At 72.1% G+C, this 25,881-nt stretch carries 25 protein-coding genes; 18 read left to right on the top strand and 7 right to left on the bottom strand.

Features of this window, described 5'->3' with window-relative positions; translation table 11 throughout:
- The first annotated feature begins 97 nt into the window (after positions 1-97).
- Positions 98-2,956 carry a [protein-PII] uridylyltransferase gene (locus NQO67_RS39940; RefSeq protein WP_255955454.1) on the top strand — a complete coding sequence of 953 codons (2,859 nt, stop codon included), beginning with the start codon at positions 98-100 and terminating at the stop codon, positions 2,954-2,956.
- Between the two features lie 186 nt (positions 2,957-3,142).
- Entirely contained in the window at positions 3,143-4,687 is a 1,545-nt protein-coding gene (gene ffh / locus NQO67_RS39935; protein WP_255955452.1) for a signal recognition particle protein, read from the top strand.
- Between the two features lie 141 nt (positions 4,688-4,828).
- On the opposite strand, the gene NQO67_RS39930 is transcribed toward ffh, so the two are convergent.
- The 6 genes from NQO67_RS39930 to NQO67_RS39905 form a co-directional block, all read right to left on the bottom strand.
- Positions 4,829-6,037, bottom strand: coding sequence for an alanine racemase (locus NQO67_RS39930; RefSeq protein ID WP_255955451.1), 1,209 nt, complete (start codon positions 6,035-6,037; stop codon positions 4,829-4,831).
- A 6-nt stretch (positions 6,038-6,043) separates the two neighbouring features.
- Complete coding sequence (locus NQO67_RS39925; protein ID WP_255955450.1) at positions 6,044-7,297, bottom strand: aminotransferase class V-fold PLP-dependent enzyme; 1,254 nt, start codon at positions 7,295-7,297, stop codon at positions 6,044-6,046.
- Positions 7,294-8,313 carry a phosphotriesterase family protein gene (locus tag NQO67_RS39920; protein ID WP_255955449.1) on the bottom strand — a complete coding sequence of 340 codons (1,020 nt, stop codon included), beginning with the start codon at positions 8,311-8,313 and terminating at the stop codon, positions 7,294-7,296. Before NQO67_RS39920 ends, NQO67_RS39925 begins: the two co-directional genes overlap by 4 nt.
- Before the next feature lie 10 nt (positions 8,314-8,323).
- Entirely contained in the window at positions 8,324-9,724 is a 1,401-nt protein-coding gene (locus NQO67_RS39915; RefSeq protein ID WP_255955447.1) for a YhfT family protein, read from the bottom strand.
- Positions 9,725-9,918: 194 nt separating this feature from the next.
- The gene (locus NQO67_RS39910) at positions 9,919-10,275 is read right to left on the bottom strand and encodes a DUF2620 domain-containing protein (RefSeq protein ID WP_255955446.1); all 357 of its coding nucleotides are present in this window, start codon (positions 10,273-10,275) and stop codon (positions 9,919-9,921) included.
- A gap of 163 nt (positions 10,276-10,438) precedes the next feature.
- Complete coding sequence (locus NQO67_RS39905; protein WP_255955445.1) at positions 10,439-10,849, bottom strand: PRD domain-containing protein; 411 nt, start codon at positions 10,847-10,849, stop codon at positions 10,439-10,441.
- A 551-nt stretch (positions 10,850-11,400) separates the two neighbouring features.
- Here NQO67_RS39905 and NQO67_RS39900 point away from each other — a divergent pair.
- The 16 genes from NQO67_RS39900 to whiG all read left to right on the top strand — a co-directional run bounded on the left by NQO67_RS39900 (position 11,401) and on the right by whiG (position 24,930).
- Positions 11,401-11,997: a hypothetical protein gene (locus NQO67_RS39900; protein WP_255955444.1), complete on the top strand. Its 597-nt coding sequence runs from the start codon at positions 11,401-11,403 to the stop codon at positions 11,995-11,997.
- Positions 11,998-12,310: 313 nt separating this feature from the next.
- Entirely contained in the window at positions 12,311-12,739 is a 429-nt protein-coding gene (gene rpsP / locus NQO67_RS39895; RefSeq protein WP_255955443.1) for a 30S ribosomal protein S16, read from the top strand.
- A gap of 2 nt (positions 12,740-12,741) precedes the next feature.
- Positions 12,742-12,981 carry an RNA-binding protein gene (locus NQO67_RS39890; RefSeq protein WP_030361979.1) on the top strand — a complete coding sequence of 80 codons (240 nt, stop codon included), beginning with the start codon at positions 12,742-12,744 and terminating at the stop codon, positions 12,979-12,981.
- Between the two features lie 428 nt (positions 12,982-13,409).
- Positions 13,410-14,012: a ribosome maturation factor RimM gene (gene rimM / locus NQO67_RS39885; protein ID WP_255955442.1), complete on the top strand. Its 603-nt coding sequence runs from the start codon at positions 13,410-13,412 to the stop codon at positions 14,010-14,012.
- Complete coding sequence (gene trmD / locus NQO67_RS39880; RefSeq protein WP_255955441.1) at positions 14,012-14,827, top strand: tRNA (guanosine(37)-N1)-methyltransferase TrmD; 816 nt, start codon at positions 14,012-14,014, stop codon at positions 14,825-14,827. The genes rimM and trmD overlap by 1 nt, the downstream gene beginning before the upstream one ends.
- Before the next feature lie 256 nt (positions 14,828-15,083).
- Positions 15,084-15,434 (top strand): 50S ribosomal protein L19, encoded by a 351-nt coding sequence (gene rplS / locus NQO67_RS39875; protein ID WP_255955440.1) that lies wholly within the window; start codon positions 15,084-15,086, stop codon positions 15,432-15,434.
- Positions 15,435-15,480: 46 nt separating this feature from the next.
- A complete protein-coding gene (gene lepB / locus NQO67_RS39870; protein ID WP_255955439.1) occupies positions 15,481-16,284 on the top strand; it encodes a signal peptidase I in 804 nt (267 codons plus the stop codon).
- Positions 16,277-17,419, top strand: coding sequence for a signal peptidase I (lepB, locus tag NQO67_RS39865; RefSeq protein WP_374119281.1), 1,143 nt, complete (start codon positions 16,277-16,279; stop codon positions 17,417-17,419). The genes lepB (NQO67_RS39870) and lepB (NQO67_RS39865) overlap by 8 nt, the downstream gene beginning before the upstream one ends.
- Positions 17,420-17,453: 34 nt before the next feature.
- Entirely contained in the window at positions 17,454-18,308 is an 855-nt protein-coding gene (gene lepB / locus NQO67_RS39860; RefSeq protein ID WP_255955436.1) for a signal peptidase I, read from the top strand.
- An 83-nt stretch (positions 18,309-18,391) separates the two neighbouring features.
- Positions 18,392-19,144, top strand: coding sequence for a signal peptidase I (lepB, locus tag NQO67_RS39855; RefSeq protein WP_255955435.1), 753 nt, complete (start codon positions 18,392-18,394; stop codon positions 19,142-19,144).
- 199 nt (positions 19,145-19,343) lie between these two features.
- Positions 19,344-19,811, top strand: coding sequence for an NUDIX hydrolase (locus tag NQO67_RS39850; protein WP_255955433.1), 468 nt, complete (start codon positions 19,344-19,346; stop codon positions 19,809-19,811).
- 56 nt (positions 19,812-19,867) lie between these two features.
- The gene (locus tag NQO67_RS39845; protein ID WP_003965949.1) at positions 19,868-20,176 is read left to right on the top strand and encodes a DUF2469 domain-containing protein; all 309 of its coding nucleotides are present in this window, start codon (positions 19,868-19,870) and stop codon (positions 20,174-20,176) included.
- Between the two features lie 536 nt (positions 20,177-20,712).
- The gene (locus NQO67_RS39840; RefSeq protein WP_255955495.1) at positions 20,713-21,036 is read left to right on the top strand and encodes a YraN family protein; all 324 of its coding nucleotides are present in this window, start codon (positions 20,713-20,715) and stop codon (positions 21,034-21,036) included.
- Positions 21,036-22,649 (top strand): YifB family Mg chelatase-like AAA ATPase, encoded by a 1,614-nt coding sequence (locus NQO67_RS39835; RefSeq protein ID WP_255955432.1) that lies wholly within the window; start codon positions 21,036-21,038, stop codon positions 22,647-22,649. Before NQO67_RS39840 ends, NQO67_RS39835 begins: the two co-directional genes overlap by 1 nt.
- Positions 22,646-23,800, top strand: a complete 1,155-nt coding sequence (dprA, locus tag NQO67_RS39830; protein ID WP_255955431.1) for a DNA-processing protein DprA — start codon at positions 22,646-22,648, stop codon at positions 23,798-23,800. Before NQO67_RS39835 ends, dprA begins: the two co-directional genes overlap by 4 nt.
- A 293-nt stretch (positions 23,801-24,093) precedes the next feature.
- Positions 24,094-24,930: an RNA polymerase sigma factor WhiG gene (gene whiG / locus NQO67_RS39825; protein ID WP_255955430.1), complete on the top strand. Its 837-nt coding sequence runs from the start codon at positions 24,094-24,096 to the stop codon at positions 24,928-24,930.
- Positions 24,931-25,405: 475 nt separating this feature from the next.
- Here the strand turns inward: whiG and NQO67_RS39820 are convergent.
- Positions 25,406-25,881, bottom strand: a 476-nt coding sequence (locus NQO67_RS39820; protein ID WP_255955429.1) for a murein hydrolase activator EnvC family protein, incomplete at its 5' end; no start/stop codon positions are given.

The following is a 25,881-nucleotide window of genomic DNA, read 5'->3' as shown; positions in this document are numbered from 1 at the left end:
ACGTGCTCGACGGGCGGCGCAGGCGGGCAGCCGGATGTCACCGGGGGACAGGCACGGAAGTCACCGGGGGCAGGCCGGGACGAGGCGTGAGCACCACATGGACAAGCAGGATGAACCGTACGAGCCAGGTGAGCGGGACAACCGGAACGAGCAGGGTGAGCAGGCAGAGCACGACCCACGAGGGCACCTACGAGAGCTGGGGCACGACGTGACCGACACCGGACGCGAGGTGCAGCACACCGGACGCGAACAGCACGGGGCGGCGGAGGCTCCGGAGAACCGGGGGGTTCGAGACGGCCAGGATGCCGGGCGAGCCGTAGATGGCCAGGTGAACCGGGAGGACGGGGCGAGCCAGGAGGCCCGGGAGACCCGGGATCGGCAGGGGTCGGTGGACGGGAAGTGCGCACCGGAGCCGGAGTGCGGGCCCGACGGTTACGCGGGGGCCCGCTTGCGGCTGCTGCGGTCGGACGGGCAGTCCGGGCCGCCACGCCGCAGCGCCCTGTCCGAGCTCACCGACGCCTGGCTGGCCCAGCTGTTCAGCGGGGCGACGGCCCCGGCGCGCGGCGTCAGCCTGGTCGCCGTCGGCGGCTACGGGCGCGGCGAGCTGTCCCCGCGCAGCGACCTCGACCTGCTGCTCCTGCACGACGGCCGCGCCGACCCGGCCACCGTGGCGGCCCTGGCCGACCGCATCTGGTACCCCGTGTGGGACCTCGGCCTCGAACTCGACCACTCCGTGCGCACCCCCGCCCAGGCCCGCAAGACCGCGGCCGGCGACCTCAAGGTCCACCTCGGTCTGCTGGACGCCCGCCACCTCGCCGGCGACCACTCGCTCACCGCCGAAGTGCGCGCGGCCGTCCTGGCCGACTGGCGCAACCAGGCACCCAAGCGCCTCCCCGAACTCCGTGACCTGTGCGCCGAGCGCGCCGAGCGCCACGGCGAGCTGCGCTACCTCCTCGAACCGGACCTCAAGGAAGCCCACGGCGGACTGCGCGACGCCACCGCGCTGCGCGCCGTCGCCGCCTCCTGGCTGGCCGACGCCCCCCGTGAAGGGCTCGCCGACGCCCGCCGCCGCCTCCTCGACGTACGCGACACGCTCCACCTGTGCACCGGACGCGCCACCGACCGGCTCAGCCTCCAGGAACAGGACCAGGTCGCCACCGGCCTCGGCCTCGCCGACGCCGACGCACTGCTGCGGCACGTCTACGAGGCCGCGCGCACCATCGGGTACGCGGGCGACGTCACCTGGCGCGAGGTCAGCCGGGTGCTTCGGGCCCGCTCGGCGCGCCCCCGCCTGCGCGGCATGCTGGCAGGCCGCGGGTTCGGCCGGAACGGCGCCGGCTCGCCCGAGCGCACCCCGCTCGCGGAAGGAGTCGTCGAACACGACGGCGAAGCCGTACTGGCCCGCACCGCACGCCCGGAGCGTGACCCGGTGCTGCCCCTGCGGGCCGCCGCGGCCGCCGCCCAGGCCGGGCTGCCGCTGTCCCTGCACGCCGTGCGCCGGCTCGCCGCCACCACCCGGCCGCTGCCCACGCCCTGGCCCGCCGAGGCGCGTGACCAGCTGATCACCCTGCTCGGCGCCGGCCGGCCCACCGTCGACGTGTGGGAGGCGCTGGAGGCGGAAGGGCTGATCACCCGGCTGCTGCCGGACTGGGAACGGGTCAGCTGCCGGCCGCAGCGCAACGCCGTGCACACCTGGACCGTCGACCGGCACCTCGTGGAGACCGCGGTGCGTGCCGCCGCGCTCACCCGCCGCGTCGACCGGCCCGACCTGCTGCTGGTCGCCGCCCTGCTGCACGACATCGGCAAGGGCTGGCCAGGCGACCACTGCGCGTCGGGTGCCGTCATCGCCCGCGACGTGGCCGCCCGGATCGGCTTCGACGCGGCCGACACCGCCGTCCTCGCCACCCTCGTCCAGCACCACCTGCTGCTCGTCGAGACCGCCACCCGGCGTGACCTGGACGATCCGGCGACCGTGGCCGCCGTCACCGACGCGGTCGGCTCCGTCGCCACGCTGGAGCTGCTGCACGCCCTCACCGAGGCGGACGCGCTGGCCACCGGCCCCGCCGCATGGTCGGCCTGGCGGGGACGGCTCGTCGCCGACCTGGTGCGCCGGGCCGCCGCGGTGCTCTCCGGCCGGGCACCGCGCACACCCGAGCCGGCGGCGCCCACCGCCGAGCAGGAACGCCTTGCGATGGACGCGTTCCGCACCGGCGGCCCCGTACTGCGCCTGCGGGCCCAGCCGGAGCAGTCGCAGCAGTCGCAGCAGCCGCGGGAGGCCGATCCCGCCCCCGCGCCCGGCCAGGCCGACCCGAGCGAGGCCGCCCCGAACGCCGCCGGCACGGCCGATCCGGCGCGCACGCCGGAGCCGCTGGGCGTCGAGCTGCTCATCGCGGTCCCCGACCAGCCCGGTGTGCTGCCCACCGTCGCCGGCGTGCTCGCCATGCACCGTCTCGCCGTGCGCACCGCAGAACTGCGCGTGAAGGAGCTGCCCGCCGAGCTGGCCGCGGCATCCGAAGGGCTGCCGTCCGCCGTGCTGCTGCTCGACTGGCGGGTCGCCGCCGAGTACGGCTCGCTCCCGCAGGAGACCCGGCTCCGGGCCGACCTGGTGCGCGCCCTCGACGGCTCCCTCGACATCACCCGCCGCCTCGCCGAGCGGGACGCCGCCTACCCCAAGCGCCGCCACACCGTGGCGCCACCGCCGCGGGTGTCCGTCGCCCCCGCCGGGTCCGCCCGGGCCACCGTCATCGAGGTACGCGCCCAGGACGCGCCGGGGCTGCTCCACCGGGTCGGGCGCGCCCTGGAATCCGCCGGCGTACGGGTCCGCAGTGCCCATGTCTCCACCCTCGGCTCCAACGCCGTGGACGCCTTCTACGTCACAGACCCCGCCGGCAGCCCCCTGCCCGCCGACCGCGCAGCGGAGGTCGCGCAGGCCCTCGAAGCGGTCCTGCGGGGGTGAGGGGCGCACGGGCACACCACCCCGCAAAGCGTCCCGCAGGGTCCGAGGCGGGCCTGCACCGGCCGTGTGAGCTGGGACATCCGGTCCGACCGGGCGGTGCAGCGAACGGGTGACCCCACATCGCGCTCCTCCCGATACCCTGGAGGGCAACCCATCCTGCTCCCGACCCGAGGATTCGCGACCGCCGTGTTCGACACTCTCTCCGATCGCCTCGCAGCGACTTTCAAGAACCTCCGCGGTAAGGGACGCCTCTCTGAGGCAGACATCGACGCCACGGCACGCGAGATCCGGATCGCCCTGCTGGAGGCGGACGTCGCGCTCCCCGTGGTGCGCGCCTTCATCAAGCAGATCAAGGAACGTGCGCTCGGCGTCGAGGTGTCGCAGGCGCTGAATCCCGCCCAGCAGGTCATCAAGATCGTCAACGAGGAGCTCATCACGGTCCTCGGTGGCGAGACCCGCCGCCTGCGCTTCGCCAAGCAGCCACCGACCGTGATCATGCTGGCCGGCCTCCAGGGCTCCGGCAAGACCACCCTCGCGGGCAAGCTCGGCCACTGGCTGAAGGGCCAGGGGCACACCCCGCTGCTGGTCGCCTGTGACCTCCAGCGCCCGAACGCGGTGAACCAGCTCTCGGTCGTCGCGGAGCGCGCCGGCGTGGGCGTCTACGCCCCCGAGCCGGGCAACGGCGTGGGCGACCCCGTGAAGGTCGCCCAGGACTCCATCGACCACGCGAAGACCAAGCAGTACGACATCGTCATCGTCGACACCGCCGGCCGGCTCGGCATCGACGCGGAGCTGATGCAGCAGGCCGCGGACATCCGCGACGCGGTCAGCCCCGACGAGATCCTCTTCGTCGTCGACGCCATGATCGGCCAGGACGCGGTCAACACCGCCGAGGCCTTCCGCGACGGCGTCGGCTTCGACGGCGTGGTCCTGTCCAAGCTGGACGGCGACGCGCGCGGCGGTGCGGCACTGTCCGTCGCGCAGGTCACCGGCCGCCAGATCATGTTCGCGTCCAACGGCGAGAAGCTGGACGACTTCGACGCGTTCCACCCGGACCGCATGGCGTCCCGCATCCTCGGCATGGGCGACGTGCTCACGCTGATCGAGAAGGCCGAGCAGACCTTCTCCCGCGAAGAGGCCGAGCGGGTGGCCAGCAAGCTGGCCAGCTCCAAGGGCAAGGACTTCACGCTCGATGACTTCCTGTCCCAGATGGAGCAGGTCAGGAAGATGGGCAGCCTGAGCAAGCTGATCGGCATGCTCCCCGGCATGGCCCAGATGAAGGACCAGATCCAGAACGTCGACGAGCGCGAGATCGACCGTACGGCGGCGATCATCAAGTCGATGACCCCGGGGGAGCGCAACGACCCGACGATCGTCAACGGCTCCCGGCGCGCCCGTATCGCGCGCGGTTCCGGCGTCGAGGTCGGCGCGGTGAAGAACCTGATCGAGCGGTTCTTCGAGGCCCGCAAGATGATGTCCAAGGTGGCGCAGGGCGGTGGCCTGCCGGGCATGCCGGGAATCCCGGGCATGGGTGGCGGCCCGGGGCGCCAGCGCAAGAAGCAGAAGCCGGCCAAGGGCAAGCAGCGCTCCGGCAACCCGATGAAGCGCAAGCAGCAGGAGCAGGAGGCCGCTCTGCGCCGCGAGCAGGCCGGTGCCTTCGGAGCGGGTGACGACCAGCAGGGCGCGCAGACGTTCGAACTGCCGGACGAGTTCAAGAAGTTCACGGAGTAACCCGGAGCCGCCGGAGTAACCAGAAAAGCCGCTGGAGCAGGCGGCGCAAGACATGAGGACGCGCGACCGGGCCAGCCCGGTCGCGCGTCCTGCTTGTTGCCGGCTTGCCGGCTGGCCGACCTGTCGGTCTGCGCTGCCCCTTCACGCTCCCAGCCGTGCGCCCCGCGCGTCGTAGAGCCCGGTCAGCCGGGGTGTGCCCGCGGCGAGGCCGGCCACTACGGCGACGGTCGAGCGGGTCACGAAGATCTGCGTACGGAAGGCCAGCAGCGCCGTGTCGCCCGCACGTGCCTCGCTCCCGTGCGCCGGCGCATCGAGCAGACGGTAGTAGTCGATGTGCTCGGCCGGCGCGTCCTGCACGGCGAGGCGTACTCCGGTGCGTGGCAGCAGCGCGCTCCTGACCTGCGAACGGGCGTAGAAACCGCCGCCGAAAAGCGCCGGGCGGCCGTCCGCGAGGGTGTGGGCGATCTCGGTCACGTACACGTAGGCGGGCCGTTCCGGCTGGGACAGGTCGTGCGCGTGCAGCGGAGTGGTACCCGTGAGCGCATGGCCCGGCTCGCCGTGCGAGGCGCCGCCGGCGGCCAGCAGCGGGATCGTCGCCACACACGTCGCGCCCGGCGCACTCAGCATCAACGGCGCCCGCATCGGCTGCCCCGCGCGCTCGCGCGCCGCCAGGAGCTCTTTCGCCCGGCATGCCGCGGCGAAGACGGCGGTGGGCTCCGGCGCGCCGGTCGCCGGGTCACACCGCACGCACGGGAACCCGGTGACGCCCGCGATCCGCACCGCCGGCAACCGCTCCACCGCAGCGGCGAACGAATCCAAAGCGGCGAGCGGCACACCGCCCTCCTGGCCGGGGTAGACCACCGCCGCACCGGCCGCATCCGTCCCCGCTGCCGCGTCCACCCGGACCAGCAGGTCCTGGACGAGGCCCAGGCGGAGCGCGGCGGCCGAGACGGCACGGGCCGCCGCCAGGTCGTAGACCGTGACGGCCTCGGGCCGCCAGGCCAACAACCCGGGCAGCGCATGGCGCGGGATCTGCACCAGGTGCCCGAGGTTGCCCGGGCGTACGCCGGCCGCGCGCAACACCCGGGCCTCCGCCGCGTCGATCGCCGCGAACGACGGCAGGTGCCGGGCGATCGCCCCGATCAGCTCGGGGTTGCGGCCGAGGTGCTTGACCACGCACCACAGGGCCACACCGTGCTCCCGCCCCGCGGCGGCCAGCAGGCCGGCGTTGGCCGCCACGGTGTCGAGATCGACGACATAGGTGTCAGGCGGGATCGCGCCACGGCGGTGCAGGTCGTACGCGACGTCGGCGAGGGGCCGGTTGCGGCGCAGCAGGGCGTCCAGGAACACGGTCGGTCAGGCCTCACCTTCGTCGAGTGCGGCGGAGGGTCCGTCGAATCCGGCGCCCGCACCGGTCGCCTCGCCGGTGCGGGTAGCGCCGGTCGCGCCGGTTCCGTCGCCCCCGCGAGGCCCGGCGGGCCCATCAGGCGTGTCGACGTCGGTGGCGCCGAGCGCGTCGAGGGCCCGGCGCAGGATGGTCACGACGAGGTCGGCGCCCGCCCGCATCGGGTTGATGCGGACCGTGTGGTCGGCCAACCCCGGGGCGTCGGCGAGGGCCGAACTGGACATCCGGTAGAACAGCGGCGCGATCTCGTAACGGGATGCGGAGCCGACCGGGTAGGGCGCGGCGCCGAACCGTGCGGCGACGGCGGGCAGCTGCCGTGCCACCGGCGCGCGCAGCCGTACCAGCACGCAGCGGTCCTGCACGTTGGCGATGCGCACCTCGGCGACCCCGGCCACCTCGCCGGCCGACAGCCGCTCGGCCACTTCCGTGACGACCGCGGACTGCACCGCCCACAGGACCGGCACGTGGGTGAGGGCGCGCAGGGCGTCCAGCGCCTGAGGGCCCTGGACCTGGCCACCGCCCGAGTAGTTGTCCGCGCGGACCCGCGCGATGACATCACGCGTCCCCACCACCGCACCCACCCCCTCGGGACCGTGCAGCTTGAACAGCGAGAAGCAGGACGCCTCGGCGCCGAGCTGCACGCCGCACGCGGGAGCGCGCAAGACCGCGTAGTTGTCGTCGACGACGGTGCGCACCCCGGCAGCGCGGCAGGCCGCGAGCACCTCGCCGAGGTCGTAGGAGTCGGCGAGCCGCTGTCGGGCGTGCTGCACGTACGCCCAACGGAAGCGGCCTGACGCGAGCGCCGCACGCAGCTCGGCCGCGGAGTTGAAGTCCGCTTCGGCCGGGCGGGCACCGAGGCCGCGCAGGGTCACGCCGGTCGTGCGGTAGACGGGCGCGCGATGGATGAGCAGCGGTTCGCCGTCGGACAGGACCGCGGTGAGCGCCGCCCGGATCGCCCCGGTGCCGGCGCCCTGGACCAGCGCGGCGTCCTCGGCGCCGAAGAAGTCCGCCAGCACCGCCTCCGCCTGCGCCGTGCTCCGCGGCCGGCCGAGTTCGGGCAGCACGCCGACGTCCGGCGCGAACAGCTCCTGGCCCTCGAAGTGCGCGGCAACGCACTCCAGCAGGCGGAACTGGGCGGCGATCGCGTCGGGCACCGACACCGTGGCCAGGGGCGCGGTGCGGGGCAGGCCGTGGCCGCCGGTCATATCGGGTCCTCGTCGGTTCCGGGACGGGCGGGCCGGCCGACCCGGCGTCCGAGGTCGACGTGGGCGCCGGTCAGGAAGCGCAACGGATTGCGGCGCGTCAGCAGGTCGATCAGGTCGTCGTCGGCACCGGCCGCCCGCAGCGCCGGCAGGAACGAGCGGAACAGATGCCCGTACCCCTGCCCGCCCCGCACACGCAGATAGCCGTGCCGCGAGATGTCGCAGCTCAGCAGGGCACGGTCGGCGTGCCCTGCCTCCAGCAGCGCGAGCAGCAGCCGAAGCCGCCGGGCATCGCTCTGGTAGCGGTGCTTGCCGACGGTGTCGAACGCGACGTAGGCGCCGCTCGCCGCCAGTTCTCGGTGCACCACCGGATCGTCCAGCAGGTCCTGGTGGCCGATGCTGATGCGGTGCGGCGCCAGGCCCTCGCCGGTGAGCAGGTCGAGCTGGGCGAGCCCGCCACGGCCGAGCTGCGCATGGGTGGCGACGGACAGCCCGCGCGCGACGGCCGCCCGTGCGGCGGCGCGCAGCGCCCGGCTCTCGGTGCCGGTGGGCACCTCGCCGTGACTGCCGATCTCGCCGAGCACCCCGGGCCGGACCTCGGTGCCGTCGAGGCCGTGGTCGATCTCGTCGAGGAGTACGGCAGTCAGCTCGTCGACCGCTCGTATCCGCAGGTCAGCAGGGTGGAACGGCTCGTAGTACCAGCCCGTCGCGGCCATCACGGGAACCTTCGCACGGCGCGCGATGCGTTCCAGCGCGCGGGCGGCGCGCCCCATGCCGTGGCACGTCAGCTCCACGACTAGGCCAAGACCGACGGTGCCGTGCAGCTCGGCGAGCTCCGCGGCGACGGCGGCGCCGTGCAGGTCGGCGTCGAGCACGGCGGCCCCGTCGCCCACCCGGTCCAGGTCCAGCACCAGATGCTCGTGGGCCAGGACGGGGCCCTGCACCGCGGTCGCGTTCAGGGGGCCGGTGACGGTGCGCAGGGTGGGCGGCGACGGCCGGAGCGGAGGATGCGGCGGCATGTGTCCCCCGTCAGCTCTTGACGGGGGTGAACAGATGGAGCCAGTGGAGCACGTTGAGGAGTACGCCGCCGGCCAGTACGGCCGCCGGTGCCGCCGCCATCCGCACCACCGGCCGGCCCATCGTCTCGTTGCACAGGTAGAGCCCGCCGACGATGAGGATGCCGAGCCCGCCGCCCATGGCGTTGGCCGCCAGCAGGGAGCCGAAGAGGATCGCCAGGTGCAGGGTGTCGGTGATGGCGCCGCGCAGGTGCTGTGAGGAGTCGCGCACGCTCGGCAGCCTGCCGAGCAGCCGCCCGATGGACGACAGCGCCAGGATCTCCACCGCGAACACGGCGGCCCCCGCGAGCGCGGCCAGGACCGGGTTCGGCAGCAGATAGCCGATCGGGTAGACGAACGTGAAGCCCACGATGCCGTAGGCGCCGGACGCCAGGGCCGTCGTCGCGATCAGCGGCAGAAACCCGAACGCACGGTAGAAGTCGACCTGTGCCGCCTCGGAGTAGTGCCCCTTGGCTATGAGGAAGCTGGTCGCCTCGCCGCCGCCGAAGACATGCAGTTGCGCCAGCACGCACACCCCCGCGCCCAGCAGCATGAACAGCGGCCACTGGCGCCGCAGCCGGGTCGCGTTGGCGCTGAAGAGCGAGGCCATGGGGTCGTCGTCCGCGGCGGCCGGCGCGGCGGCGGGGGAGTCGTCCGAGTCGGCGGGGTCGAGCGATCCGGCCGCCCCGGCCGCGGCGGACGGATCGGCAGCGGCAGGAGCCGTCCGGCGGGCCGCGAGGTCCTTGGTGACCGCGAGAGTGATCAACAGCAGCACTCCGGCGGCCATGGCCAGCGCCCCCGGGAACGTCTTCGGCCACACCTTCATCGTCAGCAGCACCAACGCCAGCTCCACGGCCGCCGCCGCACCGCCCCAACGCCGCCCGAACTGCTTGCTGATCGCCAGCACCGGAAAGAGCGTGAACAGGTACAGGATGGGCGTCGACATCTGCTGCATCGCCGTGAGGAAGTCCACCGGCAGCCGATGCGCCGCATCGTTGGCGCCGCTCAGGCCGAAGACCACCAGGGCGCCCCAGGCACCGCCGAGCAGCGGTGCCAGCCATTTCCTGGGCGCGAGAATCCCCAGCACATCGGTCGGCAGGAACAACAGCCACGGATTGAGGACACCGCTCGACAACGCCATCGGCGCACCGAGGCCGAAGACGAACCCGGCGGAGAGCCCGAACGAGACCGCGGTCGTCTCGCCGCGCCGCGCGCGACCCTGGACGAAGTCCAGCATGAACGGGCGCACCCCGTCATTGAAGACGGCCAGCGCCAGATGCGAGACGAACGCGGTCAGCGCGCACAGCACGATCACCGTCAGCTGCTCGGACAGGGAGAAGCCGAGCGTGGCGTGCGCGGCGAGGGGTCTGCTCATGAGAACACTCCTTCAGACTGCCGTTGCGTGCTGCCGTTGCGTGCTGCCGGGTGTGCTTCGGAGGTGTTTCAGCCGTGCGGGCGATGGTGCACCTGGGCGCACCGGGGGGCGCACCAGGCGGTACGAGTACGTACGAGCAGGGGTACGGAGGGGTACGAGGCCGGGGCGTCCGCCCGCCTCGGCCGGTGCCGAGCTCAGCCGTGCGCGGCGATCGCGCGGGCCAACGCCGGGGTGACCGCGTCCATCTGGTCCAGGCTGAAGCCGAAGATCCGCTTGCCGTCCGCCAGCAGCGCGCCGATCTCGTCGTCCGTGGGCACGGTGCGGCCGAAGGTGTGGCAGGCGGCACGACCCATCAGCCCGACCAGCACCCCCAGGGACGCGCCCGCGCCGGTGTGGCAGGTGCCCAGGTAGTAGTCGGCCCGGCCGGCGCGCAACTGCATCGCGGCGTCCATGTCGTCCGACAGCACGACGGTGACGCCGTCGAGCCGCAGCTCCTCGACGGCCGCCGCCACCTCGGCACGGCCGACACCACCGGTGAGGATCTTCGTCATACCCGCCCCTCCCACGTCCCGGGCTCCGTCCGCCGGCCCGCCGCCCATGCCGCTTCCGGCCGGCCGGCCGCAGCTGTTCCACCTGCGCTGCCTTGATCTACTCCCGTGCGACTCCCCGAGCAAGACCCTGACCGTGCCCGATCAAGACCTCTGTGGTGACGGCTCATGGCACCGGCGGCCGGCTGCCGTCCTGCCGGGCGTCGGGCGCGCTGCGCAGGCCCAGTACGGCGAGGTGCATGCCCAGGAACGCGACCTCCGACGCGGGGAGCGCGGCCCCGAGTTCCCGCTCCGCCCGCACCGCGATGCGGCCGGCGCGCTCGACCGCGTCCGGATGCTCCGCGAGTTCGTCGGCGATCTGTCCGTCGGCTTTCGTCCCGGAGATCGCTTCGCCGTCCAGGAGCCTGGTGAGCGCCATCATCAGATGGCTGGTCAGCATGCCGGACGTCTCCTCGGTGACCGTCCGGCCCTCGGCGGCCAGCGCGGTCAACTCCGCCGCCACGAAGTCCGCCACCTCGGGCCGCACCTGCCCGCCGGCACGGAAGAGTTCGATCCGCAGCGCCAGCCGCTCGTCCATGACAGCCCCACCCTCCGCTCACGCGCCGCTATCGGCACCGCCAGGGCGAACGGTGGTCCCCAAGGAGCCGCCCGGGCGCCGTAGGCCAGGGAACCCGTATCCCCGGCCGCCGTCCAGAGGGCGTGCACACCTACTGCCGACCGACCGGGCGCACGGCGGCACGGCGCAGTACCAGCGCCAAAGGCGGGGAGGGGGCAGTTCCGGATGCCCCGAGGGCGCCCGGTAGGGTCGTCGGCGCGGGCCGCGCCCCACCGTGAGCCCCGTACGAGGATGTCGCCGTGCGACGTCTGTGCCGGTACGCGGAGTAACCGGTTCACGCCGATGACGGCCGTACGGCAGCGCGAGCACCGAACATCCCGACGAGCGGCTTTACCTACGCCTTGTGGTGTACGTCTCACTACGTACGCTCTTACGGTGAGCTGAGCGACATATCCGCAGATCAGAGCGCCCGTCCGCCTCGCAGTGCATCACAGGTGACTGACTGGTACGTGCAAATTATTTGGGATGGCCCGGAATCGGAACACAGAGCCACCCCGGATCGTTCTTATTACGTGAGCACGACACCACCTGTACTGGCCGCAGAGCTGGCAGGGGCATGGGCCGAGATTCAGCGGTACCACCCCGAGCTGCCAGACCTAGCCGCGCCCGAATCGTTGATCGGAGAATCGTCGTCCGCGTGTGGCGCCGAGCTCTCCTTCGAGCGACTGCTTCATGAGGCAGTCCATGGCATCGCCGCCGCCCGCGGAGTGCGTGACACTTCGCGGGCCGGTCGGTATCACAACCGAAGGTTCCTCACCATCGCCGAAGAGCTCGGCCTCGACCATCCGGACGAGCCGCACCCGAGCAGCGGCTTCTCGCTGGTCACCCTGAGGTCGGAGACCAGAAGGCGCTACCGCCCCACCATGGAGCGCCTGAACCGCGCACTCAAGGCGCACTCCGTCGCCACCGAGCGTGACTCGTCGGTCAGCTTCCGCGGACCCGCGGGCCGGCACGGCTCGTCCGGCGGCGGCGTCCGAGTCAAGGCCGTATGCGACTGCGGGCGCAACGTCCGCGTGGTCCCGTCCGTGCTGGAGCAGGCCCCCATCGTCTGCGGCGGCTGCGGCAAGCCCTTCCAGATCCCAGAGGTGGTCGGCGCCGGGGCGCGCTGACGGGGTACCCCTCGGGAGGCGCGGCGGCAGGGCCTGCGTCCGCCCGCGGTACCGGCGCGGGCAGCGCCCACCGACCAGGGCGCTGCCCCGGGCTGTCATGCGTCATGGGCGGCCGGCCCTACCCTGCCCCTTCGTGGGGCGGGCGTGGTGCGGCGGCCTCAGCGGCGTGTGGCACAATGGGCGGCTGTACTCGACAGTCGCATAGGACCCCTCTCTCCTCCGGCTGACGCGTCCATCGGGCCACTCGGGTACCGCAGCCCCACGCGGCCATCCCGCAGTGCCCCACCACGTCAAACCAGGAGATTCCACTCCCGTGGCAGTCAAGATCAAGCTGAAGCGTCTGGGCAAGATCCGTTCGCCTCACTACCGCATCGTCGTCGCCGACTCCCGTACCCGCCGTGACGGCCGGGCCATCGAGGAGATCGGCCTCTACCACCCCGTGCAGAACCCGTCGCGCATCGAGGTGGACGCCGACCGCGTGGCGTACTGGCTCTCCGTGGGCGCCCAGCCCACCGAGCCCGTCCTCGCCATCCTGAAGAAGACCGGCGACTGGCAGAAGTTCAAGGGTGAGCCCGCTCCCGCGCCGCTGTTGCAGCCCGCGGAGAAGTCCGTCAAGCCCGCCTTCGAGTCCCTCGGCGGTGAGGACGAGGCCAAGGGCGACGCCATCACCCAGAAGAAGAAGGCCGACAAGAAGGCGGACGAGACTGAGGCGGCGTCCGACGCCGCACAGGCCGAGGCCTGAGCATGCTCGAGGAGGCTCTTGAGCACCTCGTGAAAGGCATCGTCGACAACCCCGACGACGTACAGGTGGCCTCCCGCAACCTGCGCCGCGGGCGCGTCCTGGAGGTCCGGGTGCACCCCGACGACCTCGGCAAGGTGATCGGCCGCAACGGCCGCACCGCACGCGCACTGCGTACGGTCGTGGGCGCGATCGGCGGTCGCGGTGTCCGTGTCGACCTCGTCGACGTGGACCAGGTTCACTGAGGCCTGCCGCACCACAGCATGACCGGCACGGGCCGGGGAGTACCGGGACACGCGACCGCACCGCGCAACCGGACTCCCCGGCCCGCAGCCGTCCTCGCCCCTCGCCCCGCCCGTCCTTGCCCGGCCCGGCGAGCCGACACCATCCGTTACCGGTTACCGGCTACCGGCTCGCGCACCCCACCGTCAGCGGCCCCGGCCCGTGGCAGCGTGCGAAAACCGCTCCGTGTCAGGGGCCGGGAAGGCGCCGGCAGCCAGGGCACCACGCCCGCGGCCGGCCGAGCCTCGGCCGGTACCGCCAGCCGGCGGACCGCTCCGGCGGGCGTCCGCCCGTCGCGCCTGACGTCGCCCGCCGCCGCGCAGGCCACCCCGCACCGGCACCATGGTGACGTGCCCCCGAGCCGTGACCACACGACAGGAGAACCCCACTCGTGCAGCTTGTAGTCGCCCGGATCGGCCGCGCCCACGGCATCAAGGGCGAGGTCACCGTCGAGGTGCGCACCGACGAGCCGGAACTCAGGCTGGCACCCGGTGCGACGCTCCAGACCGACCCGCCCGGCACGGGCCCGCTCACCATCGAGTCCGGACGGGTGCACAGCGGCCGCCTGCTGCTGCGCTTCACGGGCGTCCACGACCGGAACGCCGCCGAAGCACTGCGCAACACGCTGCTGATCACCGACGTCGACCCGGACGAGACCCCCGAAGAGCCCGACGAGTACTACGACCACCAGCTCGTCGACCTCGACGTGGTGACCCGGGACGGCATCGCCGTCGGCCGCATCGCCGAGATCTCGCACCTGCCGTCGCAGGACCTGTTCATCGTCCGGCGACCCGACGGCGGTGAAGTGATGATCCCGTTCGTCGAGGAGATCGTCACCGAGATCGACCTCGCCGAACAGCGTGCGGTCATCGACCCCCCACCGGGCCTGATCGACGATCGCGCGATCCTCGCCACCGGCGACGACACCGCCGCCACCGGCGGGGACACCGCATCCTCCCACGACGGTGCGCAGGCCGCGGAGGACGAGACCTGATGCGGATCGACGTCGTCACGATCTTCCCCGAATACCTCGACCCGCTGAACGTCTCCCTGGTCGGCAAGGCGCGCGCGCGAGGCCTCCTCGACGTGCACGTGCACGACCTGCGCGGCTGGGCGCACGACCGGCACAACACCGTCGACGACACCCCCTACGGTGGCGGCCCGGGCATGGTCATGAAGACCGAGCCCTGGGGCGAGGCCCTGGACGAGGTCCTGGCCGGCGGCTACGAGGCCGGCGCGTGCCAACCCGTCCTCGTGGTGCCCACGCCCAGCGGGCGCCCCTTCACCCAGCAGCTCGCCGTCGAGCTCTCCGAGCGGCCGTGGCTGATCTTCACCCCCGCACGCTACGAGGGCATCGACCGCCGGGTCATGGACGAGTACGCCACCCGGCTGCGCGTCCAGGAGGTCTCCATCGGCGACTACGTGCTCGCGGGCGGGGAGGCACCGGTCCTGGTCGTCGTGGAAGCCGTCGCCCGCCTGCTGCCCGGGGTGCTCGGCAACGTCGAGTCCCACCGCGACGACTCCTTCGCGCCGGGCGCCATGGCGAGCCTGCTGGAAGGGCCCGTCTACACCAAACCGCCCGAGTGGCGCGGCCGCACCGTTCCGGACGTGCTGCTCAGCGGGCACCACGGCCGGGTCGCGCGCTGGCGCAGGGACGAGGCACTGCGCCGCACGGTGGACCACCGGCCCGACCTGATAGCACGCTGCGACCCCGCCGCCTTCGACCGCAAGGACCGCGAGCTGCTCGCCGTCCTGGGCTGGCAACCCGGACCCGACGGACGGTACGAGAAGGCTCCCGAGGGACGGTGAGGGCCCCATAGGGCCCTGAGCGGGCCCTATGGGGCCGACGCTCCGGGGGAGGCCGAGCGGACGACGTCACCCGGCCACGGAGCGGTCGCGATTTGGGCAGAGCCGGGCGCCATGGAAGAATGGCCTGCTGTTGCACATCGTCCGGCGTGCGCCCCTGCCACAGGGGGACACGACGCCCGCCGCGGCGGTACAGCACCCACCATCTCATCGATTTTCCGCCGATGACCTGTGGCATTGGCGAAGAAAGCAGACGATCATGTCTCACCTGCTGGACTCCGTCGACAGCGCGTCGCTGCGCACCGACCACCCGGCCTTCCGCCCCGGCGACACCGTCAACGTCCACGTGCGCGTCATCGAGGGCAACCGCTCCCGTGTGCAGCAGTTCAAGGGCGTGGTGATCCGCCGCCAGGGCGACGGCGTCCGTGAGACCTTCACGGTCCGCAAGGTCTCCTTCTCCGTGGGCGTCGAGCGCACCTTCCCGGTGCACACCCCGATCGTCGAGAAGATCGAGCTCGTCACGCGCGGTGACGTCCGCCGCGCCAAGCTGTACTACCTGCGCGACCTGCGCGGCAAGGCGGCGAAGATCAAGGAGAAGCGCGACAACTGAGCGCGCGTCACCGTCCTCGTGGATGGCCGGATAGCATCTGGCCCCGATGGACATCCGGACACAGCACGCGGAGCGCGACCGCTCCCTCACCGAACCCTCGGGCGACGAGGACGGGAAGGAACGGTCGCGCTCTGCGCGTATGTCGGCAGCAGCCTCGCAGCCGTGGTCACGGGCCGGTGCCTGGTGGGCCCGGCGCCTCAAAAGCGGCCCGGGGCGGCTGCCCGGCGGGCGCCTGACGGTGGTGCTGCTGGTGTGTGCGGTGCTCGTCCCGCTGGTCGGCCGATTCGTGTTGCAGCCCGTCGAGATCCCCAGCGGCTCGATGGAGCCCGGACTATGGCCGGGTGATCGTGTACTCGTCAACAGGGTGGCGTACCGTTTCGGGGCGAGCCCGCAGCGCGGGGATGTCGTCGTCTTCGACGGAACCGGATACTTCGGCGAGGGCGACTACATCAAGCGCGTCGTGGGAGTGGGGGGAGACCACGTGGTGTGCTGCGACAGCCAGGGGAGGATCGAGGTGAACGGCGCCCCGGTGTCCGAGAACCGCTATCTCTACCCGGGGGACACCGCCTCCCGGGCACCCTTCGACGTGTCCGTGCCCCAGGGCAGGCTCTTCCTGCTCGGTGACCACCGTGCCACCTCGCGGGACTCCCGTGACCTGCTGGGCGCGCCCGGCGGCGGCATGCTCCCGGTGGACGCCGTGATCGGCAAGGCCGAGTGGGTTGCCTGGCCGGCGGGCCGCTGGCACACGGTCGCGCAGGGCGGCACCCAAGGGCGGGGCGGCGTCGCGCGCCCGGGCGGTGCGGTGCGTGCCGGGCGTACGGCGGCGCCATCGGGCGGCTCCCGTGGGTAGCCGGGGGCGCACCACGCGCCGGCACGGACGCGGCGTGTCGCCCGTTGCCGAGACGGCCCAGGGGCGCCCCGGGCGGGCCGAGCGACGCCGGCTGGCCCAGAAGATCAAGCGCCGCAGACGAAGCTCGGCCATACGGGAGATACCCCTCCTCATCGGCGTGGCCGTCATCATCGCCCTGATCCTGAAGACGTTCCTCGTCCAGGCGTTCGTCATCCCGTCGGGGTCCATGGAAGACACCATCCGCATCGGCGACCGGGTGCTGGTGGACAAGCTCACCCCCTGGTTCGGGGCGCAGCCGCACCGTGGCGACGTGGTCGTCTTCGAAGACCCCAACCACTGGCTGGAAAAGGAGCAGGGCCACAAGAAGTCCGACCCGGTCGTCATCAAGCAGGTCAAGGAGGTGCTGACCTTCATCGGCCTGCTGCCCTCCGACGACGACCGCGACCTGATCAAGCGCGTCGTCGGGGTGGGTGGCGACGTCGTCAAGTGCTGTGACATGGACGGACGGGTCAGCGTCAACGGCAAGGCCCTCAACGAGCCGTACATCCAGCCCGGCAACAAGCCGTCGGAATTCGACTTCAAGGTGACCGTGCCCCCGGGGCGCCTGTTCGTGCTGGGCGACCACCGGGCGAACTCGGCCGATTCCCGCTACCACCGCACCGAGGCCTACAGCGGCACCGTCTCCGTCGACCAGGTGGTGGGCCGGGCACGCGTCATAGCGTGGCCCATCGGCCATTGGAGCAGCCTGGAGGAGCCCGACGCCTATGCCTCGGTGCCCGACGCGCCGGGCGGATTGACCTCAGCCACAGGAACGTCGCATAGGGTGGCCCCCGCGGATTCAGCTGGAATGATCCCGCTCCCGACCCCTGCGGAACTCCCGCTCGTTATGGGAGTGGTGGGCCTGCACCGAATCCGGGACAGGCGTCGGCACGGAGTGAGGAGTGGATGTGGGGGATGTGGCGGTCGGCGCACGGTCCGGATCCGAAGGGCCCGAGGAACCCCAGCAGAGCCCCGGTGGACCAGCGTATGCCCAGGGCTCGCAGGGCACGCGTCCGTACGGCTCCGATGGAGTGGGCTCCTACGGCGCCGCAGGGCAGCCCCCGGGCCCGCAGCACGGGGCCGCGGGCGCATCTGATGCTCCCGATGCCTCAGGGGAGGAAGCGGACGGCATGACGTCTGACCCGGAGGACGGGGAGGGCCGCCGCCGCTCGGGTTCGCACGCCCGCCAGAAGCCCGCCAAACCGCGCTCCTTCTGGAAGGAGCTGCCGCTGCTGGTGGGCATCGCGCTCGTCCTCGCGCTGCTGATCAAGACATTCCTGGTCCAGGCGTTCTCGATCCCGTCGGCCTCCATGGAGAACACCCTCCAGATCGGTGACCGGGTCCTGGTGGACAAGCTCACGCCCTGGTTCGGTTCGGAGCCGGAGCGTGGCGAGGTCGTCGTCTTCCACGACCCCGACAACTGGCTCATGGGCGAGCCCACGCCCAGCCAGAACGCGGTGCAGAAGGGGCTCAGCTGGGTCGGCCTGATGCCGTCCGCCAACGAGAAGGACCTGATCAAGAGGGTGATCGGCGTCGCCGGCGACACCGTCGAGTGCCAGGGCACCGGCCCCTTGAAGGTCAACGGCAAGACGCTGGGTGACTCGTACATCTACACGGGTAACACGCCGTGCAGCTCCGACAACCAGGGCGGGCAGTTCAAGGTCACGGTGCCGAAGGGCAAAATCTGGGTCATGGGAGACCACCGGCAGAACTCCCTGGACTCCCGCTACCACCAGCACGACAAGAACCACGGCTTCGTGCCCGTCAGCAATGTCGTCGGTCGCGCCTTCGTGGTCGCCTGGCCACCCACCCGCTGGTCCACCCTGCCGGTGCCCGACACGTTCGACCAGCCCGGTATCAACGCCGCGACCGCCGTGGTACCCGACGCGCTGGGCCTCGCGGGAGCGGTGCCCCTGGTGATCTGGCGCAGGCGGCGCACGGTTGCACGGAACACCAGGGTTTCTGACCCGAGTACCGCCGGGTAGGGTGCCGTCCCAGGTCAGCGATCTTCCACGGCCGTAAGTCGGCTCGTGGGATCGATTCTCCGGCAACCGGGTGGAGCACGTCGATGAGCGGGACACGTCGTACCGATGAGAGGAACGGACGACTGGGCGGAGTGCTGTCAGGCCTTGCCGTGGCCCTCGGCTGTCTGCTGTTCCTGGGCGGCTTCATCTGGGGCGCCTTCGTCTACCAGCCCTACACGGTGCCCACCGGGTCCATGACCCCGACGATCGACGCCGGTGACCGGGTGCTCGCGCAGCGCATCGACGGCACCGAGGTGCACCGTGGTGACGTGGTCGTCTTCAAGGATGCGAGCTGGGGTGACCTGCCGCTGGTCAAGCGGGTCGTCGCGATCGGCGGCGACCGGGTGGCCTGCTGCACCGACGGCAAGCTCACCGTGAACGGCAAGAAGATCGACGAGCCCTACCTGGCCTCCGGACAGCCCGCCTCCCTGAACGGCATCCCGTCCACCACCGTCCCCAAGGGCAGGCTCTTCGTCCTCGGTGACGAGCGCAAGGGTTCGCTGGACTCCAGCGTCCACCTCCAGGACGCCGGCAACGGTGCCGTGCCGCGCAGCACGGTCGCGGCCAGGGTCGACGCCGTGGCCTGGCCACTGCGCGGCATGCTCGACCGGCCCAGCAGCTTCTCTTCACTGCCCGGCGGCGTCTCCCAGCCCGGCCCGATCGCCTACGTGGTGGGCATGGTGGTGGTGGGCGCCGTGCTGATCTTCGGCGGCGCCGCCTGGGGCCCGATCACCGGCCGCCGGCGACGCGGCGCCAGCGGCAGCCGCGACCGCGGGGAGCTCGCCGGTGTCAGCTGACACGCCTCCGCTGAGCGATGCCGCATCCGGTACCGCTGCTTCTGACGCAGCCGCTTCCGAGGCGGCCGTTTCTGAGGCGGCCGTTTCTGAAGCTGCCGTTTCCGATGAGGGCACTCTCGGTGCGGGCCGCCGCCGGGCCGCCGCCGGGAGTGGCGCAGGCGAGAGCGGTGCCGCCACGGTCGGTGGCCGACTCAGGAAGGTGGCGCGGGTCGTACTGCTCGATCCCCAGGACCGCATCCTGCTGCTGCACGGCCACGAGCCGGACGATCCGTCCGATGACTGGTGGTTCACCCCGGGCGGTGGCCTGGAAGGGGACGAGACACGAGAGCAGGCCGCCCTGCGCGAGCTCGCCGAGGAGACCGGGATCACCGACGTCGAACTGGGCCCGGTGCTGTGGCGGCGGGTGTGCTCCTTCCCCTTCGCCGGCCGGCGCTGGGACCAGGACGAGTGGTACTACCTCGCCCGAACGACCCAGACCGTGATCCACGCCACCGGCCTCACCGGCCTGGAGCAGCGCAGTGTCGCCGGAGCGCGCTGGTGGACGTGCCGGGAACTGACCGAGGCACATGAGACGGTGTATCCGACCAGACTCGCCGAGCTGCTGCGCAGGCTGCTCGACGAAGGCCCCCCGGACAGCCCCCAGATCCTCGACACCGAAATCGTCTGAGGGTTCGTAACGGCTGACGCACAATGAGGGGACGCACGGCTGAAGGGGAACATGCCATGAGCGCCGAGGACCTCGAAAAGTACGAGACCGAGATGGAGCTGAAGCTCTACCGGGAGTACCGCGATGTCGTCGGTCTGTTCAAATACGTGATCGAGACCGAGCGACGCTTCTACCTGACGAATGACTACGAGATGCAGGTGCACTCGGTCCAGGGAGAGGTGTTCTTCGAGGTCTCCATGGCCGACGCCTGGGTGTGGGACATGTACCGGCCGGCCCGCTTCGTCAAACAGGTGAGAGTACTCACGTTCAAGGACGTGAACATCGAGGAGCTGAACAAGAGCGACCTCGAACTGCCGGGAGGCTGATCCGCGGGCCAGCCGGACGGACACGCGAGTGTGAGGCACCCCGTACACCACGGAGACGGTGGCCCGCCGGCGTCCGGTCCGACCTGGGAATTACCACTCCCGGGTGATGGAGTTTTCCACATTGCACGGTCTGTCCACCAAGATCAACAAGGTGGCGGCGGATGCGCGACGGTTGGCGCCGAGGAGGTGCCGACATGGACGCAGAGCAGACGGCACGGCAGCCGGGACGGCAGACCCCGGACCAGCCGACACGGCAGACCGGCCGGAGGACGGCGCGACGGACCCCGGCGCAGAGGGCGACGAGCGGGGCAGGCACGAAGGCCCCACCCGGCACCGGGCCGGCGGGCACGAGAACCCCGGACACCGGCAGGACAGCCACGGCGGCCCCAAAGCCACCCGCTGCCGACTCAGAGCCACCCCTCGCCGACTCAGGGCCACCCACGGCCGCGTCAGACACCGACCAGACACGCCGGAAGCGACCCACCAGGCCGCCACGCACGGGCGCACGCGGCGCGCTCGGCCGGTACGGAGAAGGACTGGCCGCCCGCCGCCTGACCGAAGCCGGCATGACCATCCTGGAGCGCAACTGGCGCGCGGGGCGCACCGGAGAGATCGACATCGTCGCCCAGGACGGCGACACCCTGGTGATCTGCGAGGTAAAGACCCGCAGGGCCGGCAGTTTCGAGCACCCCATGGCCGCCATCACCCCGGCCAAGGCAGAGCGCTTACGCCGCCTCGCCGAACGATGGCTCCAAGCACACGGCTCGGCACCACCCGGCGGCGTACGCATCGACCTCGTCGGCATCATCGTCCCCGACCGCGGCGCACCCGAGGCCGAGCACGCCCGGGGGGTGGCCTGATGGGCTTCGCACGCACCTGCTCGGTGGCCCTCGTCGGCGTCGAGGGAGTCGTCGTCGAGGTCCAGGCCGACCTGGAACCCGGAGTCGCCGCCTTCACCCTGGTCGGCCTGCCGGACAAGAGCCTCACGGAAAGTCGCGACCGCGTACGGGCCGCAGTCGTCAACGCCGGCGCTGAATGGCCCCAGAAGAAGCTCACCGTCGGCCTCAGCCCCGCATCCGTCCCCAAAGCGGGCAGCGGGTTCGACCTCGCCGTGGCCTGCGCCGTGCTCGGCGCCGCCGAGCGGATCGACCCCCGGATCCTGGCCGACATCGTCATGATCGGCGAACTGGGCCTCGACGGCCGAGCCCGACCCGTCCGCGGTGTCCTGCCCGCCGTGCTCGCCGCCGCCGACGCCGGATACCACCAGGTGGTGGTCCCCGAGAGCGCAGCAGCCGAGGCCTCCCTCGTGCCCGGAGTCTCCGTCCTCGGCGTACGCAGCCTGCGCCAGCTCATCGCAGTCCTCACAGACGAGCCGGTGCCCGAGGAAGACGAAATCGCGGAACCAACCCGGCCCGACCCCTTCCTCACCGGCCTCGCCGTCCCCGGCGCCGGCCTGGGCACCGGCAGCACCACCGCCCGAGACCAGCCCCCCGACCTCGCCGACGTCGCGGGACAGCACCTGGCACGCGCGGCCCTGGAAGTAGCCGCAGCCGGGCGCCACCACGTCCTCTTCAAGGGCCCGCCCGGCGCCGGCAAGACAATGCTCGCCGAACGCCTCACCGGGCTGCTGCCCCCACTCACCCCCAAGGAGGCCCTGGAAGTCACCGCCGTCCACTCCGTCGCAGGCACCCTGGCCCCAGGACAGCCCCTGGTCAACCGGCCGCCCTACTGCGCACCCCACCACTCCGCCACCATGGCCTCCCTGGTCGGCGGCGGAACGGGACTCCCCAGACCGGGCGCCGTGTCCCTGGCCCACCACGGCGTGCTCTTCATGGACGAGGCCGCAGAGTTCTCCGCCAAAGCCCTGGACGCCCTACGGCAACCCCTGGAATCCGGCCATGTGGTCGTCGCCAGGGCCGCCGGCATGATGCGCCTGCCCGCCCGGTTCCTCATGGCCCTCGCGGCCAACCCCTGCCCCTGCGGGCGGTACGGCGCCGCCGACGGCGGCTGCGAATGCCGCGCCTCCTCCATCCGCCGATACCGCGCTCGTCTCTCGGGACCCCTCATGGACCGCGTCGACCTCAGAGTCACCGTGGAACCCGTCACCCGCTCCGAACTCCTACGGCTGCACACCGGCGCGGAACCCAGCGCCGTCGTCGCCGAGCGAGTGAGAGCCGCCCGCGAGCGAGCCGCGGCCCGCTACGCCGACACCCCCTGGACCACCAACAGCGAAGTACCCGGCCATGAGCTGCGCACCCGCTGGCAGGTCGCGCCAGGAGCCCTCGGGCGGGCCGAGGAGGATCTCGAGCGTGGCCTCCTCACGGCCCGCGGCCTGGACCGCGTACTACGCGTCGCCTGGACCGTCGCCGATCTGGCCGGCCGCGACCGACCCGAAGCCGCCGACGTCGACTGGGCCCTGGAACTGCGCACCGGCGTCCGCCGCGGCACCGTCCTCGGAAGCCCCACGCCATGACAGGGGCCGGCGAGGACGAGCGTCTCGCGCGCGCCTGGCTCACCCGCGTCATCGAACCAGGCGACCAGACCGGCGGCCGCTGGCTGCGCGAACTGGGCCCCGTCGCCCTCACCCGGCGCCTCGGCGGCGAAGGAGACCCACTCCCCGGTGTGCGTCCCGCTCGCTGGGCCGGCCTGCGGTCCAGGGCGACCCACGCACGTCCGGAAGAGGACCTGGCCACAGCGCACGCTGCCGGGGTGCGATTCATCTGCCCCGGCGACCTGGAATGGCCCGCCCAGCTCGACGACCTAGGCGACGCCCGGCCCATCGGTCTGTGGGTGCGCGGGACACCCTCACTACGCATGTGGGCGTTGCGCTCGGTCGCGGTCGTCGGAGCCAGGGCCTGCACCGAGTACGGCGCCCACACGGCAGCCGTACTCGGCGCAGAGCTGGCCGAACGCGGCTGGGTCGTCGTCTCGGGCGGCGCCTACGGCGTCGACGGAGCCGCCCACCGGGGCGCCCTCGGCGCACGCGGCGCCACCATCGCCGTACTCGCCTGCGGGGTCGACCGGCCCTATCCCCGCGGCCACCACGAGTTGATCAACCGTATCGCGGAACAAGGACTGGTCATCGGAGAGTTGCCACCCGGCGACCACCCCACGCCAAGCAGGTTCGTGCTGCGCAACCGTTTGATCGCCGCACTCACCCGCGGCACCGTGGTCGTCGAGGCGGCGCACCGCAGCGGAGCCCTGTCCACCGCGCGCAGCGCCCAGCGGCTCGGCCGCCACACCATGGGCGTACCGGGCCCCGTCACCAGCGCGCTCTCCGCCGGGGTGCACGAACTGCTCCGCGGCGAAGCCGTGCTCGTCACGGACGCGGCGGAAATCGGCGAGCTGGTCGGCGACATGGGGGAGCTGGCCCCACCGCGCCACGGCGCCTTCCGGCCGCGCGACCTGCTGGCCCCCGCCACCGCAGCCGTGCTGGCAGCGTTACCCGCCCGCGGCGTCACCACGCTCCCGGACCTCGCCCGCTCCGCCGGGACCAGCCCGGACGACGCCGTCGCCCGACTGTACGAACTCCGCTCCCTGGGGTTCGTCGAACGACATGGCGACGGCTGGCAGTTGACACGCCAGAAAGATCACTCGTCCAAGTCGTCACACGATGACCCATGACCCGTCGGACCGGCCCGTCCGATGATCTCCGACACCCTTGCCAGATCGTGCAGTTGGCGCCCCTCAGGCGGTCGCCCACCCCCGTGCGGCACCCCCGATGGGCGCCCAGCGGAACGTATCTGCGCACAGGCGATCCCCTGGACTTCGCACATCGCGACGCTACAGTCACGCTACGCTCACAAGGATTCCGGTACAGGGCCCTCATCTCCACACCGAACGTCCGGAATCGGACCGGCGGCCTGCCCGGTCCCCTTGAGTCCACGGCAGAACGGCAGAACGGCACAAGGCGACGAATGCCCCAGCACACCTCCGGGTCTGACCGGGCGGCCATTCCCCCCGCCGCCCGCGGCAGCGAGCGGCCACCCGGCCCCTCGACGCTCGACGAGCTGTGGCGTTCGTACAAGGACACGGGAGACGAACGGCTGCGCGAGCAGCTCATCCTGCACTACTCGCCGCTGGTCAAGTACGTCGCCGGCCGGGTGAGCGTCGGACTGCCCTCCAATGTCGAACAGGCGGACTTCGTCTCCTCCGGAGTGTTCGGGCTCATCGACGCCATTGAAAAGTTCGACCTCGAACGATCGATCAAGTTCGAGACCTATGCGATCACCCGGATCCGCGGTGCCATGATCGACGAACTGCGCGCGCTGGACTGGATCCCCCGTTCGGTACGGCAGAAGGCCCGCAACGTCGAGCGTGCCTACGCCACCCTGGAGGCCCAGCTACGGCGCACCCCCTCCGAGAGCGAGGTCGCCGGCGAGATGGGCATCGCCGTGGAGGAACTGCACGCCGTCTTCAGCCAGCTGTCCCTCGCCAACGTGGTCGCTCTCGAAGAACTCCTCCACGTGGGCGGTGAGGGCGGCGACCGGCTCAGCCTCATGGACACCCTCGAGGACACGGCGGCGGACAACCCCGTCGAGGTCGCGGAAGACAGGGAACTCCGCAGATTCCTCGCCCGGGCGATCAACACCCTCCCCGAGCGGGAGAAGACCGTCGTCACCCTCTATTACTACGAAGGCCTCACCCTCGCCGAGATCGGCAACGTCCTCGGCGTGACGGAGAGCCGGGTCAGCCAGATCCACAGCAAGTCCGTCCTCCAGCTCAGGGCCAAACTGGCCGCGTTCGGGCGCTGAACAGGGGTCCCTGAAGTTGGGCGCTGAACTTCGGGCCCTGAACTTCGGGCCCTGTATTTCGGGCGCGCTCGGCGCGCTGGGCGCGCTGAACGGGGCGAGGAGGGGGCTCCCGGGTCGGGAGGCCCGGCCTCCCGGTCTCCCGGTCTCTCGGCCTTTCTGGGCAGCGAAGCCGGGCAAGGCGTGGGGGCAGGAATGTGGGGGCTGCCGGCTCGGGTCCTGAGCGCGGCGGCGCAGGCGGGGGAATGTGAGGGCCGCGACTCCAGTTCCGCGCCCGGCTCCGCTCCGGACGGTGCGTCGTACACGCTCCCTGCCCGGACAACACCCGGGGGCCCTGCTCCGGCAATCTGCGCTCAGCCGGGCCCTGGCGGTTTGCGCGCGACCCGGCCCCGCGGATTGCGCTCGCCCCGGCCACGCGGATCGCGCTCAGCCGGGGCCCCGCAGCGACGTCGTCCGGGGGCCTCCGGGTGCAACGGGATCAATCCGTCTGCGGAAGCTCCGGGACGCCGATCACCGGCAGCAGCCGCGACGGGCCCGAGCGCAGCAGCGTCGGCGACAGGAGGGACAGCGGGTCCAAGTAGGTGCTCGCGCGACGCAGGCCCCAGTGCAGACACGGCCCCGTACAGTGGCCCGCTCCGGTTTCCAGGACGCCGACCACCTGGCCGGCCGTGACCCGGTCGCCCCGCTCGACCGTCGGGCGCACCGGTTCGTAGGTCGTGCGCAGTGCAGGGGAGCCCGTACCGTCCAGAGCCACCGAGACCACGCCCTGCCCGGCGACCCGGCCGGCGAAGACCACCGTGCCGGGCGCCACGGCACGTACCGGCGAGCCGGACGACGCCGCCAGGTCAACGCCGCGGTGACCGGGACCGTACGGAGTCGCCGGCGGATTCCAGCCACGCACCACCGTCGGCCGGGCGCCCACCGGCCACACCGTGCCGACCCGCGGCACCGGAG

Source organism: Streptomyces odontomachi, from assembly GCF_024435355.1.
GTDB lineage: Bacteria > Actinomycetota > Actinomycetes > Streptomycetales > Streptomycetaceae > Streptomyces > Streptomyces odontomachi.
The sequence above is the reverse complement of the archived record's forward strand: the minus strand, read 5'-3'. Positions and strand labels throughout refer to the sequence as shown.

Coding starts and splice junctions, on each gene's coding strand:
- NQO67_RS39940 (WP_255955454.1), top strand. CDS start 98: ATGGACAAGCAGGATGAACCGTACGAGCCAGGTGAGCGGGACAACCGG.
- NQO67_RS39925 (WP_255955450.1), bottom strand. CDS start 7,297: ATGACCGGCGGCCACGGCCTGCCCCGCACCGCGCCCCTGGCCACGGTG.
- NQO67_RS39920 (WP_255955449.1), bottom strand. CDS start 8,313: ATGCCGCCGCATCCTCCGCTCCGGCCGTCGCCGCCCACCCTGCGCACC.
- NQO67_RS39915 (WP_255955447.1), bottom strand. CDS start 9,724: ATGAGCAGACCCCTCGCCGCGCACGCCACGCTCGGCTTCTCCCTGTCC.
- NQO67_RS39910 (WP_255955446.1), bottom strand. CDS start 10,275: ATGACGAAGATCCTCACCGGTGGTGTCGGCCGTGCCGAGGTGGCGGCG.
- NQO67_RS39905 (WP_255955445.1), bottom strand. CDS start 10,849: ATGGACGAGCGGCTGGCGCTGCGGATCGAACTCTTCCGTGCCGGCGGG.
- NQO67_RS39890 (WP_030361979.1), top strand. CDS start 12,742: ATGCTCGAGGAGGCTCTTGAGCACCTCGTGAAAGGCATCGTCGACAAC.
- trmD (WP_255955441.1), top strand. CDS start 14,012: ATGCGGATCGACGTCGTCACGATCTTCCCCGAATACCTCGACCCGCTG.
- rplS (WP_255955440.1), top strand. CDS start 15,084: ATGTCTCACCTGCTGGACTCCGTCGACAGCGCGTCGCTGCGCACCGAC.
- lepB (WP_255955439.1), top strand. CDS start 15,481: ATGGACATCCGGACACAGCACGCGGAGCGCGACCGCTCCCTCACCGAA.
- lepB (WP_255955436.1), top strand. CDS start 17,454: ATGACGTCTGACCCGGAGGACGGGGAGGGCCGCCGCCGCTCGGGTTCG.
- lepB (WP_255955435.1), top strand. CDS start 18,392: ATGAGCGGGACACGTCGTACCGATGAGAGGAACGGACGACTGGGCGGA.
- NQO67_RS39845 (WP_003965949.1), top strand. CDS start 19,868: ATGAGCGCCGAGGACCTCGAAAAGTACGAGACCGAGATGGAGCTGAAG.
- NQO67_RS39835 (WP_255955432.1), top strand. CDS start 21,036: ATGGGCTTCGCACGCACCTGCTCGGTGGCCCTCGTCGGCGTCGAGGGA.
- dprA (WP_255955431.1), top strand. CDS start 22,646: ATGACAGGGGCCGGCGAGGACGAGCGTCTCGCGCGCGCCTGGCTCACC.
- whiG (WP_255955430.1), top strand. CDS start 24,094: ATGCCCCAGCACACCTCCGGGTCTGACCGGGCGGCCATTCCCCCCGCC.